Here is a 13,571-nt window from a genome sequence, read left to right as displayed (position 1 = left end):
CGAACCTTTTACAAATTATGATGACAGTGACGCCTACAGGTTGGCAAAGGAAGAATTTGAAGAAATCCTCGGAGATTCTTTATTCGATTTAACAAAACTGAGGCAAATTAAAATAATTGCGAAAAAACTTCCTCTTAACCCCACAACTAAAGACTTGTTAGAAATCAAGAAATTCTCAGGCTGTAATTTCCTAATCAACATTAACTCTAAAATTATAAAGGATCAAATGGGTAGTTCTTCTCATAACTCTCCAAGTATTGGAACAGTTACAAAATATAATGAAGCTGAGACTAAAATTCAGATTTATGATTTAAATAGATTAGAATTGTTATCAGAAGCCACTGCCTTTGGTCAGGTAAAAGTAACTAAGAGAGCAGAAGACGACGAGAGTATTCTCGAAAATTTACTGGATTACACAACTCCCGGAGAAAAGCTCGCTTTAAAAACAATTAAAAAGCTAATCCGGAAATATGACAAATATCGGCAGGAATAGAAAGAACCTGTTACAGCACTATAGGTACAGAAAACAATCATTAAACTCTACAACTTCTCCAATTTCACATCTTCCCCATCAAAAACAGCATACGTATAATACTTAAGCCAGTCGCCGGTGTTGATGTAAGTCGAGTTCTTGTTTAACTCAAATTCTAGTGGCAAGTGCCGGTGCCCGAACAGAAAATAGTCATAGTGCTTCTTTTCCAGTTTTCGCCTGCAGTACTGAATAAGCCACTCTTTGTCTTCTCCCAGAAATCCCTGGTCTTCTTCTCCTGAAATCGCTTTGTTTTTAATAGAAAAATACTGCGCCAGGGGAACACCAAGATCTGGGTGGAGCCAGCGATAAAGCCATTGCGAAAACGGGTTGGTAAAAACCTTCTTCATCCGTTTATAACCGTGATCCCCGGGACCTAGTCCGTCGCCATGTCCAACAAAGAATTTCTTGTTGTTGAATTCAAATTCTTTTGGTTTATGAAAAACCGGGATATTCAGTTCTTCTTCAAAATAATTGTTCATCCACAAGTCGTGGTTTCCAACGAAAAAATAAACGGGAATTCCGCTATCCTTAATTTCGGCGAGTTTGCCAAGAGTACGTACAAATCCTCTGGGGACAACATGCTTATATTCAAACCAAAAATCAAAGAGATCCCCGAGCAGGAAAATAGCAGCAGCATCCTCTTTAATTTCATCGAGCCACTGTACAAATTTCTTTTCTCGTAGCCTGCTTTCTTTTTGAGTTGGCGCACCAAGATGATTGTCACTGGAAAAATAAACTTTTTTGCCTTCAGGAATAGTCATAAAATCAATTCTGGCTGTAAAGATAATATTTTAAGTAAAAGACATCACAGGTTTCCAAAACTGTGAGGTCTGGGTGAATCTCAATGGGAGAAAGGAATTATTTATTGTTCTTCAAAATATCTAAGAGTTGTTTTGGATCCTGCCGGTTATCCCAAAAGGAAGTGATGATTATTTCATTTTTAAAAGCCTTATAATAAATGCTGAAATTTCCCAAAGATGCTACTCTTACGTTTTTAAAGTTAGTTTGCTTGTAAAGGAAAGGATTTTCGGCAATCTGCTTTGTCCTGTTCGTTACCAGATGAAATAGTTTTCTTGAATAGACATTAGATTTATTTCGTTTAACCCAATATTCCAAAACACCAACCAACTGAATATCTGCGGTTCTGGTCCAAATTATTTTTCGCCCAGCCATTCAAGATTTCGTTTGCTCATTTCCTCTTGAGAAATCAGCCTTCCGTTTTGAATATCATCTTCAGCCATTTGCAAAATTTCTTTTTGTTCTTCTGTTAATGAAACAACATCTGCTTCGGAATTGCCTGAAGTAATAATCTCGTCCAGTGTAACCAGAATTTCTTTATTCTGGATAGAAAGAATTTTATTAATTAACCCATTTCTTATTTCATCTACTGTGGCCATCTTCTCTTAGTTTTTACAAAGATCCAAAAAAAGAGGAGATTTGTAAGCATCTAAAAAATAGATTTTTAGAATGAAAATGAACTCGGCCCTCCCATTCTGGATCTTCTGCCGAAGATTAGCTCAGCTTCCCTTTTTAAAGGGAAGGAACTGTTACGTGAGTTTTTTTAGTTCCCCTCCTTTAAAGGAGGGGTGGCCGTAGGCCGGGGTGGTTGCGCAAGGGATAGCAGCGGTTAGCTCCCGGTGCACTTTTTTGTGCGGCGGGACTAAAAGCGAATAGCCCGACCCATTAGGGTTGCGCCCTACTCATTATCACTCGCATACCATTCGGCAAACGAAGTTTCTGTTTCCTGAAGTTTTAAAGAATGTAAATGAATATGGGACGGCAGATGTTTCTGAATTTTTGAAGCAAAATCGATAACCATATTTTCGCTGGTGGGTTGATAATCCACCAAAATCACGTGATGGTCGCGTTTCTGAAGTTCTTTTGCCAGCTCAAGATGCGGGGTATTTTTATTGAAAACCGTGGCGTGGTCAAATTGATCTACAATTTCTGACTTTACGATCTTCTTGAGATCCCCAAAATCGATTACCATCCCAAATTTTACGTGATCGGGATCTGTAATAGGTTCACCCAAAACCGTAACGCTTAGTTTATAACTATGGCCGTGAACATTTCTGCATTTGCCGTCGTAGCCGTAAAGGGCATGGCCGGTTTCAAAAGAAAATTGCTTGGTAATCCTTATCTTGCTCATGGCATCTCGATTTTGCTGCAAAGATAAAAGATTTTCGACGCATATATTTTTTAAGCAGGCAATCATTTTCTATTTTATATTTACAAAATTTTTTCACTATGGAAGCAGCATCCGAAGAGTTATACGAACAATTGGAGTTTCGGGAGAACCCTCTTTATGAGAAGATTATATCCGATCTTCTGGAGAACCAGTATTCGGTTATCGATTCGTTTTTTGATGAAGACGAAGTGGAGGCGCTGCGCAATTCCCTTCTGAATAAATATACCGAAGACAACTTTAAAAAGGCTGCTATTGGAAACAGAACCAATGAAGTTATTGCGAAATCTGTTCGGGGGGATTTTATTATGTGGATTAATGAAGCTGAAGCTGGCGATGCAGAAAAGCTGTTTTTCAATAAAATCAATGCTCTTGTAGATTACCTGAATAAAACCTGTTTCCTAGGAATCCTTACAAAGGAATTTCATTATGCGCTTTATCCTGAAGAAACTTTTTATAAGCGGCACCTGGATACATTTCAGAATGATGGGCGCAGGAAACTTTCTATGGTTTGTTACCTTAACCAGGAAGACTGGAGGCCTGAAAATGGTGGCGAACTCGTGATCTATAAAGATGAAAATGGAGTTGAAACATCAAAAAGCATCTTTCCATTTCCGGGGCGTATGGTAATTTTCGAAAGTCAGGTGCTGGAGCATGAAGTGAAACCTGTAAAGCAGGAACGGCTGAGTATCACGGGTTGGTTAAAAACCCGCTAATTATTTTCTGAATTTTTTGTAGAGCACGACCACTACCAGTAGAATGGCTAGTAAGAGCCAGAATCCATAACCACTGAGAAAGCTGAGGATTTCCCAGGCTTCTCCATCAGGTGTTTCCTGTTGCATTATTTTTCGTGTCTTTTGCGCCAGCTATAACGCGCGTATAGGAATATGGCAATAAGAAAAATTATCGCAATCAGGTAAAGCCAGTTCCCTGCAATAAATTCCCATAACGTGTAGCCCCACATCTGGTCTTCAGATGGGTCACGGTCCTGCGGTAAGTGTTGTTGTAATGCCATAGAAAAGTTCAAACTTATCTGAAAAGGTAGGATGTTTATTTTGAATATCCGCTGGCAGTAAGAAAATTTTAGGGTTTCGATTTTACTGGTTCAGCTAATTTTTGAAGATTTTTTCGCCTGATTCTTCTTATTAGAAACAGCACTCCGAGTAGCAACAGAAAGGCCACTCCCACAATTAAAAGCCAATGCTCACCTATAAAAAATCCTATTTTGAATCCCAATTCATGCCCTTTTTGATAGGCAGGATCATTTTCGAAATTAATGTAGTTCAAATACATAGGATCTTCTTTTGAAATTCTTAATTTTTTTCTTCGGCCTCTACTTCTTGAATTTTGATAAAGCTTCCCTTGTAAATTCTGAAAGAACTAATTTTCCTGAAACTTCGGCTCTCTCCTCCAGTAATGTATCCCAGTCGGTAGTATTTTTCCACAGAATACGTTTCATTTCAAATAAAGCCTGCGGATTGTAAGAAGCTAACTTTTCGGAAAATAGCTCTATCTCCTTATCCAGGTCTTTTATAGATTCAAAAACCTTTGCGTACAATCCTTTTTCCTTTGCCCAATAGGCATTTTTCCACTCATGTGCATCCAGCGTTAACTCGCCCAAAGCGGCAACTCCCATTTTTCTTTCTACGGCCGGGGCAATCACAAACGGACCTATACCTATGCTCAGTTCCGAAAGTTTTATTGCCGCGGCCTCTGTGGCCATGGCATAGTCGCAGGCTGCAACGAGACCGAGTCCGCCGCCAACAGTTTTTCCCTGCACGCGCGCTATAATGAGCTTTTTGCATTTTCTCATGGCATTGATAACGTTTGCAAAACCAGAAAAGAATTCCTTTCCAGATTCCCGGTTCTCAATTTCCATAAGCTCATCAAAAGAAGCACCTGCACAAAAAGCTTTTTCGCCTTCAGATTTGAGGATGATGAGGTTTACGGCATCATCTTCAGAAAGTCGGTTAATTTCTTTTTCCAGCCTTTTCAGTAGTTCAGATGGGAAAGAGTTACTTGCAGGATGTCCAAACTCCAGGGTGGCAATTTTATTTTCAACGTTGGTGTATAAGCTTCCGTTTTCGCGTGTGGTTGTCATTTTTTCCTTCGGTTTTACTCAAATTTATGAATTTATTTTAGTTCGGGGTTTAATAGTTCTGAGTTCGTTGAGGTTTTTACTTCTGCAGGTCGATAATTGCCATTTTTGGAGCATAACATTGTTAACTCACAACTCAGTTTAAACTTCTTTTTCCAAATATTTCCTTCGGAATTGGATAACCAGTGCGCTGCTCCTAATTAGCATCCATACGAAAAAAGCCATCCAGATCGCGTGCAACTCTAGTCCGAAATAGTCCGAAATAAGCAGGGTGGGAGTAAATCCAAGGAAAGTGGCAACTAAAAGAACATTACGAAGATATTTTGCTTCACCCAGGCCTTTAAAAATTCCGTCGAACATAAAAGCAATGGCGTTTATGGGCTGCATCAATAAAACGATCCAGAAAACCGAAGAAAATAAGGCAAGTACAGTGGTTTCTTTGTTAAATAATAAACCTATTTCGTCGTAAAAAATTCCGCAGATGCCCATTAAAATCAGCGCAATTATAACGGCATAGAGACTAATTTTTTTGCTCAATTCCCATAAGTTTTTATAATCCCTGGCTCCCAGTAAACGTCCTCCAATGGCATTTCCGGCGTTGGCGTAACCATCAATAAAAAAACTGAAAAACAACCAGATATTCATCAAAATACTCTGTGCCGCAATATAGTTTTTGCCATAATCTGTAGCATAGGCGTTGGCAAGATAAATTGCGAAATTTAGGGCAGCAGTGCGTACAAAAAGATTGGCCGACATTAGTAAAAGCGGGCGCATTTGCGGATTAATATTGAAACTCAGCTTGAAATGAAACGGTGTTTTCTTAAAGAAAAACCAGAGCGCCATAACCAGCATTGTAGCCTGAGCGGCCAGGCTGGCAAAAGCAGCGCCTTCCAGGTGCATGGCGGGAATATAATCTTTAACTCCGTACACCAACAAATAATCCAGAGCCACGTTCACCACGGCACCGGTAAGGCTGCATTTCATTGCCCACAGCGTATTTTGCAGCCCTCTAAAAACACCAAATATCGCAAAAGTAACCAACGTTAAAGGATAACCCAGTGCCCTAATCTGGTAATAATTCTCTGAATACTGTAAAAGGAGGCCGTCTGCATTATAGGCACTAAAAATTGCTTCAGCAAAGAATGCGGTAACAGCATAAATAACTAAACTGAAAAGGAAATTAAAGCCAATAGCCTGTGGAATAAGCGTTTTCACGGCGTGCAGCCTGTTGGCACCAAGATGCTGGGAAACTATTGCAGAAATTGCCGTTTTCGTCTGTGCCACAATCCAAATTATAGCAGAAAGAAAAGAACCTACAATTCCCGCTGCGGCCAGGGCTTCTACAGAATTTTCTTCAACATTGCCAATAACCGCGATATCTGTAAGCGAAATAAGCGGCTCTGCAATTCCGGCTATAATTGCCGGAATTGCAATTTTGTTGATGTTCCTAAAACTTACCGATGTCGCCACTGTGAAAAAATTAAGCTGCAAAGATAAATATCTGCTACTGTTTTAGGCTTACTTTTTAAAACTAAGGCCGATAATTGCCATTTTAAAGCACCAGCTCATAACAGTAAAAAGGAGCATCACTTTGCTTCGGAAAATAAATGTCTCCCAGCCTTTTGTAGCCGCGGGATTCGTAAAATTTATGATTTCTCTTGTTTAAGCTGAAGGTATCCAGCCTCACCGATTCATAATTATGCTTCCGGGCATGATTTTCAGCAAAATCCATAAGTTCTTTGCCCGTTCCTGAGCCCCAATTAGCAGGATTATCGCCAGACGGTGGATATAAAGGTTGTTATCATTATTTGTAAGCCATTTAACAGGAAGATATTCTTCGTCCATTAAATTGGTCAAAACAATGATGCCTTCAATTTGGCAATTTTCGACCTTTATGTATAATTCCTGCTTTTCAATATCTTCTAAAAGTCGCTCCCTGGAAGGATAATGCTCATTCCATTGATAAATTTCTTTTTGTTGCATGGCCACAGCGCAGGATTCGGTAAGCTTTTTTATCTGCTTAAGATCTTTTTTCTCAGCAAGTGTGATCATCTAAAATTCAGGAAATAAAAGATTTAGTTATTTAAAGAAAATTATTACATTTGCCCCTGCAACGGGGGATTAGCTCAGCTGGCTAGAGCGTTTGGCTGGCAGCCAAAAGGTCATCGGTTCGACTCCGATATTCTCCACAAAAACCACTGCATTTGCAGTGGTTTTTTGCTTTTATACCCTTATTTAATCGCCGTAAGCGTCTATTAAATCCTGATCGTCTGTTTCCATAAATTCCAAAGTATTATCGAGAACATACTTAAAATTCTTGGAAAAATCTTCCTCGTCCCATGGATGTTTCATTCCAAAAACATGATCTGCATTTTCTACCAGTAACAATTTTGAGGTTGGGCTCCATTCAAAAAGATTCCCGGCATCTGCTATAGAAACACTGGTGTCACTACTACCGTGGACAATAAGATGCGGAATTTCCAGTTTTTTTGCAGCCTTCTGAATATTCAGCCGCTCTTCATTTTCTTTAAAATTCGTGTAAAACTGAAAATGATGCGGGAGCTGCTGCTTGGTCCTGGTATTGGTAATGTATTGAACTCCTTTTTTCTTCCAGGCTTCCAGCTCTTTCTCTTTTGGAAATCTGGAGCCAAAATCACTTACTGATGCAAAGGTGATAAGATTGGTGATCCTTTTTTCTTCCGCAGCTTTTATAATAGTTATTCCGCCGCCTCTGGAGTGTCCTATTAAATTTATATCTGTAACGTCCAGGTGTTCCAAATATTTAAAATCTGGAAGTAACAGGTAGTCTATTACAGATTGTAGATCGTCCAGCTCTTTGGTATAGTTATTATCTCCAAAAGCTTCAATATTTAGAAATTCCGTTGGATTATCTGGTGTAGTTCCGTTATGGGAAAAGTTAAATTTCACAAAAAAGTAGCCTTTACGGGCAAACCATTCTGCCATTAAATTCCAGCTACCCCAGTCCTTAAAGCCCTTGTAGCCGTGACAAAAAATTACAACTGGTTTTGGTTTCTTTTCAGAATCAAAGAATAAATCGGCAACTATAGGTTTGCCGTGTTTACCTTCTATAATCAGATTTTTTTTAATCTCCATTTTTTCTTTTTTGGCAGAAGTTTCGCCTTAAAAACTTCCGTAAGATTTTTTTATTTCTTTTTCAGTGAAAGGTACTTCAGGATTACAGATTTCCACAATTAATTTATTCAATTCTATCTTAAAAGATTCCAGAATATCTTCATTTATTTCATATTTTTTAGCACTTCGCTGATTGGGAGTATCTTTTTTGCAAAATTTCAGAAATCCTCCCTTCAGGTTTTTAAAGGAAATTATCCCGGCTTCCACAGGCTGTGCTAACCTTTTGGTTTCGTTTATCATTGTCGCATAAGTCAATACCTGGAAACTTTTACTGTATTTATCATAATCTGTAGCGATGGCTTCCCAGTCTGAAATCTCAATTTTATTCTGTTCTACTTTTCCGGTTTTATAGTCGATAATCCTGGTAATTCCGTTGGTTTTTTCCACTCTGTCCACTTTTCCACGGATAAAAATAGGAAAGTTTAGTTCGGAAATTTTCAGAGGAGCTTTCAGGTTCTTTTCAATCTGAAGGATTTCGATTTCATCTCCTCTTTTTAATCGTGTTTGCTCATATTTCAGGAAGTTGAGAAGATAGCGTTTTGCCACCTCGAAAATGAGCAAATTTTGTCCCCTGTCCATTGGCGCGCGGGTATATGATTTCTCAAACTGAAGTTTAATTTCCTTATCGACCCTTTTTAGAAATTTCTGAATAATTTCTTCGGAAATAAGCTGATTTGCATAAGGTTCGTAAAACTCCTGAAGTGTATCGTGTACCACGGTTCCCAGCGTATTGTATGCCACAGTTTCTTCTACTTCTTCCTGCTCTCTAATGCCGAGAACATACTGGTGGTAAAAATCCAGCGGATTCCTGATATAAGTAGTTAATGCTGAAGGTGAAAAACCCGAAGCCGCTAAAGATTTTATTCGCTCTATTATTTCCGGGGTTTTCTGTATTTCCTGAAGCTGCTTTGGATTTGCACTTACTTTGGGCGCAATGGATTTTTTAAGTATTTGATGTTTGGGCTGTTTTTCTATTTCCAGCTGCGTCAAAAAACGGCTCTTTTCACCGGCATTTAATCCGCTGCTTTCAGTGTTGTATAGCAGCGTCACCTTTTTTGCCCTCTGCAGTAATCTGTAGAAGTGATAGGTGTAAACTGCGTCTTTTTCTCTGTAAGTCGGCAGTTTATAAGCTTTTTTAAGATCGTACGGAATAAATGAATTACTGGATTTCCCTGAAGGTAGCACCCCTTCATTCACCGAGGTAATAATTACATTTTCAAAATCCAGGGCACGGGATTCCAGCATTCCCATTAATTGGAGTCCGTTAAACGGTCGCCCCTGGAAATCCAGGCTTTGGGTACTCATTATTTCCCTAAAGAAGCCGTGTAACGACTTAATAGTTTTTATGTGAGGATACAACTCATTCAGGTTTTCCAGCTTGTTAAAAAGTACGTGAAACTGGCAAAGGAATTCCAGCCCCAGGTTGTTTTCTGTTGATTTGAGGTGTGCTTTTATTTCAAAAATAATATCCTGTAAATTTTGCAGCGCCAGTTTTGGAGCATCCTGCCAATCTGTAAAGCAATAAGTAATGAGGTATTGAAGATCTTCAGGGAAAAAGGAAATTAGTTTTTCGGGCTTAAGATAAACTATATTTTCTTTACTGATCTTTGCGGTTGCCTTTGCTGCATGCGGATTCAGAATAGGAGCAATGGCAGGATGATTAATTATGGAAATTACATCCTTATAATAATACTCTTTTTCCTTATTTAAATGAATATGAAAGAGCTTTTCAAAAAAGGAAGTTATAGGAGCATTTTTGAGGGGAAAACCCATTGTAATATTAAGTGCAGCAATGTGGGGAGGCAGGCTGTTTAAAACCGGGAGTAATAAATCTTCTTCTCCCAGTACAACCGCTGTTTTTTCCAGTTCAGACTGGTCCATAGTTGCCAAAATTTCACCTAAATATTTTGCCTGCCCTATATTTTTGGGAACACCTGCAATTTCAATATTCTTTTCTCCGGCGTATTCTTCAGTTGTTAAAGGAATTGAGTGGTTTTGGTAATAAGGCCATTTTTCCATGTATTCTCTTATAAAGAGAGAGGCACCGTGCTCCCGGTCCTGGAGAAAAATTTCATCCATATCCCAAAAAACTTCTGCAGTAGTATTTTCCAGCATATATTGGAATATTTTTTCTTCCGCAGCATTTAGCGCATTAAATCCAATAAAAACATGCTTTTGTAAATTTTCCTGGATATACTCCGGAATCTTTTCTGCTGCTTGCCTGTATATCAAACCTTGATATCCCTGCTTTTTAGAGCGAAATTTATCTGAAAGTTTCTCATAGAATTCTGGTAATTTGTGCCAGAATTTTAAATAGTTTTCAATTAAATCTGTCTTCTCTTCTTGCAGAAACCAGTGTTTTTGGTCCTGAATTTCTGAAAGGTAATTAAAGAAGGCACGATGATCAATGAGGTAACGGTCCACTTCATTAAAATCATGGATAAGCGTTTGTGCCCAATTCATGAACGTATCGAAATCTTCCTGCTCGTCTTTTGGGGTACAACTCTGGTACACCTCGAAAAACTCAAATAGCGAAATGGTATTGTCTACAGTTTTTAAACCTGAGACTTCTTCAGTAAATTCCTCAATACTAAAAATATTGGGAGCGAACATGCTATTATTACTAAGCTTAGAAAGTTCGTTAATCAGGTAAGCGCCGGCCCTTTTACTGGGAAGAATAAATGTAATTTCTGAAATGTTTTCTTCGGAAGTAAGAATGTGTTGAAGTACGCGGCTTATAAATGATCTCATGCTATAAAAATAAAAAACGCCCCGACGAATCGGAGCGTTTTTATTAAAGAAATTTAATTCTTTATGTAATCTATTTCTTTTTTAGTCTCTTACTTCTTTATTTTCGTCAAGAGAAATTTCAACCCTTCTGTTTTCCTGTCTTCCAGAAGCAGTACTGTTAGAAGCGATTGGTTGACTTTCACCGTAACCTTCAGAAGTTAATCTGCTTTCCGGAATACCTTCGCTAACTAAATAATCTTTTACAGATTGAGCACGTTCTTTAGAAAGTTCCAGGTTATACTGGTCGCTTCCTGAACTGTCTGTATGACCTTCAATATGGAATATCGTATTTGGATACTCTTCCATTATATCAGCAATCTGATTTAATGCTTCTTCAGATTCTGAACGGATTGTCGCTTTATTAAGGTCGAACAATACAGTATTTGAATACTCATTCAATTCTGAAACAACTTCAGCAGTTGGTTCTGGACATCCATTGTTTGCAGCAGTACCGGCAACATCTGGACATTCATCGTCTTTATCTAATACTCCATCGCCATCAGCATCTTCGTAAGGACATCCATTGTTTTCAGCAGGACCAGCTTCATTAGGACAGTCATCTTCATTATCGGCAACACCGTCACCGTCAGCATCTGGACAACCATTCATTTCAGCAGTACCAGCTTCGTTTGGACACTCATCCTGTGGGTCTGGAACACCGTCACCATCAGTATCAGGACATCCGTTAAACTGAGCTAATCCAGCTTCATTTGGACATTCGTCCATACGGTCTTCTATACCATCACCGTCTGAATCTGGACAACCATTAAATTCTGGTAATCCAGGAGTTTCAGGACATTCATCATCCTTGTCGTAAACACCGTCACCATCAGAATCAACACCACCGAAGATAAATTTAATACCGGCAGCATGTTGGAAATGTGATGCAGTTTCAGTTTCAAAAGAATGCTTGTAGTTAGATTCAACAGTTAAAGCAACGTTGTCTGAAAACCAGAAATTGAATCCAAGTTTACCGTTTAAAGTTACACCGTCAAAATTTGCAAGATCGTCGCCATCTGAATCACCAATCCAGGTGTATCCACCACCAACACCAATTACAGGATCAAACCAACCGTCATTAAGCAAAGCTCTCAGGCTATAATTAGCAGTTAAGTCTGTTGAATAATAAGAAAGATCACTTACAGATCTATCTCCAAAATTCTCAATTTGATTTATTGACCCGGCGAACTCAGCTACAAAGCCAGCACCAATATAACGTCCTACTGATAATCTTGATACAGAAGGTAAAATGTTCCAGTGGTCTCCTGTGTTAAAATAATCGTTGAACCACTCACCTTGGGGTGCATCCTGTCCAGTCGGATAAAAATCTACAGCATTCGTTTGAATACCTATAGACCAGGGATTGTTGGCATCCTGAGCATTTACCGAAGTAAGGCCAAGAACCAACATCGAAGCTAATAGGATTTTGCTAAAATGTTTCATATTCAATTGTTTAGTTTTACATGTTATTGAAACAAAAGTATACGCTTCATGAACATTAACAAAGAAAGAAATAATAAAGTTTTCTTAATTAGCCCTTGAATAATGCCGGTTTCCTGAGGTTTTCTTCCCAAAAAACAGCCAATTTTTAATCCGTTGTTTTAGGGTTTCAGGATTAAATCACCTCCAGCTCTTTCCCAACTTCAATAAAAGCTTTAACAGCTTTGTCCAGGTGCTCCTTTGTGTGAGCTGCGGAAAGTTGAACCCTTATTCTTGCCTGTTCTTTGGGTACTACCGGATAAAAGAAGCCAATTACATAAATGTCTTTTTCTAAAAGTTTGTCTGCCATTTTTTGAGATAGTTTGGCATCATATAGCATTACCGGAACTATTGCAGCCTCCCCGTCTATAATATCAAATCCTGCATCTTTTATTCCTTTCTTAAAATATGCGGTGTTTTCTTTTAATCTACTACGTAGGGAATCATCCCTTTCCAACATTTCGAAAACTTTAATAGAAGCTCCTACAATAGCCGGGGCGAGGGAATTTGAGAAAAGATAAGGTCTTGAACGTTGTCTAAGGAGTTCTACAATTTCTTTTTTGGCAGTGGTATACCCGCCCATAGCACCTCCAAGAGCCTTTCCAAGGGTGCCGGTGATAATATCAACCCTGTTGAGCACATTTTTTTCTTCTAAGGTTCCTATTCCCATATCACCAATAAAACCAGTGGCGTGACAGTCGTCTATCATTACCAATGCATCGTATTTATCGGCTAAGTCACAAATTTTGTCGAGAGGGGCTACCAGGCCATCCATAGAAAAAACTCCGTCTGTTACTATAATTTTAAACCTCGCTCCGTTTTCATTAGCTGCTTTCAATTGTTTCTCAAGATCTGCCATGTCACTGTTCTGGTAACGATACCTTGCGGCTTTACATAAACGTACCCCGTCAATAATGGAAGCATGATTAAGGGAGTCTGAAATTATCGCATCTTCTTTTGTAAGCAGTGGTTCAAAAATTCCGCCATTGGCATCAAAGGCCGCAGCATAAAGAATCGTGTCTTCAGTACCATAAAAATCGGCGATTTTCTGCTCAAGTTCTTTATGGATATCCTGAGTTCCGCAAATAAAACGTACACTGGACATTCCAAAGCCATGCGTGTCCATAGTGTCTTTGGCAGCCTGGATCACTTCGGGATGTGAAGACAGTCCAAGATAATTATTTGCACAAAAATTAATTACTTCCTGGCCGGTAGAAATTTTTATAACGGCATCTTGCGGTGTGGTAATGATGCGCTCCTTCTTATAAAGTCCCGCCTCTTTTATATCTTTAATTTCTTTTTCTAAATAATCTTTTATTTTTCCGTACATAATC

16 protein-coding genes and 1 tRNA gene are annotated in these 13,571 nt (G+C 38.8%); 3 read left to right on the top strand and 14 right to left on the bottom strand.

What is annotated here, in order from left to right:
- A partial coding sequence (locus RM549_RS16120) for a hypothetical protein (RefSeq protein ID WP_311686703.1) occupies nt 1-493 on the top strand: 493 nt, incomplete at its 5' end.
- A gap of 47 nt (nt 494-540) precedes the next feature.
- Here the strand turns inward: RM549_RS16120 and RM549_RS16115 are convergent.
- The 4 genes from RM549_RS16115 to RM549_RS16100 all read right to left on the bottom strand — a co-directional run bounded on the left by RM549_RS16115 (nt 541) and on the right by RM549_RS16100 (nt 2,681).
- Nucleotides 541-1,293: a UDP-2,3-diacylglucosamine diphosphatase gene (locus RM549_RS16115; protein ID WP_311686701.1), complete on the bottom strand. Its 753-nt coding sequence runs from the start codon at nt 1,291-1,293 to the stop codon at nt 541-543.
- A gap of 97 nt (nt 1,294-1,390) precedes the next feature.
- A complete protein-coding gene (locus RM549_RS16110) occupies nt 1,391-1,705 on the bottom strand; it encodes a type II toxin-antitoxin system RelE/ParE family toxin (protein WP_311686699.1) in 315 nt (104 codons plus the stop codon).
- A complete protein-coding gene (locus tag RM549_RS16105; protein WP_311686697.1) occupies nt 1,687-1,929 on the bottom strand; it encodes a hypothetical protein in 243 nt (80 codons plus the stop codon). Before RM549_RS16105 ends, RM549_RS16110 begins: the two co-directional genes overlap by 19 nt.
- A 299-nt stretch (nt 1,930-2,228) precedes the next feature.
- Nucleotides 2,229-2,681 carry a 6-pyruvoyl trahydropterin synthase family protein gene (locus RM549_RS16100; protein ID WP_311686695.1) on the bottom strand — a complete coding sequence of 151 codons (453 nt, stop codon included), beginning with the start codon at nt 2,679-2,681 and terminating at the stop codon, nt 2,229-2,231.
- A gap of 98 nt (nt 2,682-2,779) precedes the next feature.
- On the opposite strand from RM549_RS16100, the gene RM549_RS16095 reads away from it, so the two are divergent.
- Complete coding sequence (locus tag RM549_RS16095) at nt 2,780-3,433, top strand: 2OG-Fe(II) oxygenase (protein WP_311686693.1); 654 nt, start codon at nt 2,780-2,782, stop codon at nt 3,431-3,433.
- Here the strand turns inward: RM549_RS16095 and RM549_RS16090 are convergent, their stop codons facing one another.
- The 6 genes from RM549_RS16090 to RM549_RS16065 form a co-directional block, all read right to left on the bottom strand.
- Nucleotides 3,434-3,559 carry a hypothetical protein gene (locus RM549_RS16090; protein WP_311686691.1) on the bottom strand — a complete coding sequence of 42 codons (126 nt, stop codon included), beginning with the start codon at nt 3,557-3,559 and terminating at the stop codon, nt 3,434-3,436.
- Nucleotides 3,559-3,732, bottom strand: coding sequence for a hypothetical protein (locus RM549_RS16085; protein ID WP_311686690.1), 174 nt, complete (start codon nt 3,730-3,732; stop codon nt 3,559-3,561). Before RM549_RS16085 ends, RM549_RS16090 begins: the two co-directional genes overlap by 1 nt.
- Nucleotides 3,733-4,050: 318 nt before the next feature.
- A complete protein-coding gene (locus RM549_RS16080; protein WP_311686689.1) occupies nt 4,051-4,818 on the bottom strand; it encodes an enoyl-CoA hydratase/isomerase family protein in 768 nt (255 codons plus the stop codon).
- A 138-nt stretch (nt 4,819-4,956) separates the two neighbouring features.
- Nucleotides 4,957-6,285: an MATE family efflux transporter gene (locus RM549_RS16075; RefSeq protein ID WP_311686687.1), complete on the bottom strand. Its 1,329-nt coding sequence runs from the start codon at nt 6,283-6,285 to the stop codon at nt 4,957-4,959.
- A gap of 82 nt (nt 6,286-6,367) precedes the next feature.
- The gene (locus RM549_RS16070) at nt 6,368-6,547 is read right to left on the bottom strand and encodes a GNAT family N-acetyltransferase (protein WP_311686685.1); all 180 of its coding nucleotides are present in this window, start codon (nt 6,545-6,547) and stop codon (nt 6,368-6,370) included.
- Nucleotides 6,499-6,867, bottom strand: a complete 369-nt coding sequence (locus tag RM549_RS16065; RefSeq protein ID WP_311686683.1) for a hypothetical protein — start codon at nt 6,865-6,867, stop codon at nt 6,499-6,501. Before RM549_RS16065 ends, RM549_RS16070 begins: the two co-directional genes overlap by 49 nt.
- A gap of 63 nt (nt 6,868-6,930) precedes the next feature.
- On the opposite strand from RM549_RS16065, the gene RM549_RS16060 reads away from it, so the two are divergent.
- Nucleotides 6,931-7,004 (top strand) — tRNA-Ala (locus RM549_RS16060).
- Between the two features lie 46 nt (nt 7,005-7,050).
- Here the strand turns inward: RM549_RS16060 and RM549_RS16055 are convergent.
- The 4 genes from RM549_RS16055 to kbl form a co-directional block, all read right to left on the bottom strand.
- On the bottom strand, nt 7,051-7,929 hold the full coding sequence (locus RM549_RS16055) for an alpha/beta hydrolase family protein (RefSeq protein WP_311686681.1): 879 nt from the start codon (nt 7,927-7,929) through the stop codon (nt 7,051-7,053).
- A gap of 27 nt (nt 7,930-7,956) precedes the next feature.
- Nucleotides 7,957-10,719 carry a PD-(D/E)XK nuclease family protein gene (locus RM549_RS16050; RefSeq protein WP_311686679.1) on the bottom strand — a complete coding sequence of 921 codons (2,763 nt, stop codon included), beginning with the start codon at nt 10,717-10,719 and terminating at the stop codon, nt 7,957-7,959.
- 81 nt (nt 10,720-10,800) lie between these two features.
- Complete coding sequence (locus RM549_RS16045; protein ID WP_311686677.1) at nt 10,801-12,201, bottom strand: OmpA family protein; 1,401 nt, start codon at nt 12,199-12,201, stop codon at nt 10,801-10,803.
- Between the two features lie 172 nt (nt 12,202-12,373).
- A complete protein-coding gene (kbl, locus tag RM549_RS16040; protein WP_311686675.1) occupies nt 12,374-13,567 on the bottom strand; it encodes a glycine C-acetyltransferase in 1,194 nt (397 codons plus the stop codon).
- Nucleotides 13,568-13,571 lie beyond the last annotated feature (4 nt).

This window comes from Autumnicola patrickiae (assembly GCF_031846525.1).
Classification (GTDB): Bacteria; Bacteroidota; Bacteroidia; order Flavobacteriales; family Flavobacteriaceae; genus Autumnicola; species Autumnicola patrickiae.
This window is presented reverse-complemented; position numbering and strand designations above follow the sequence as displayed.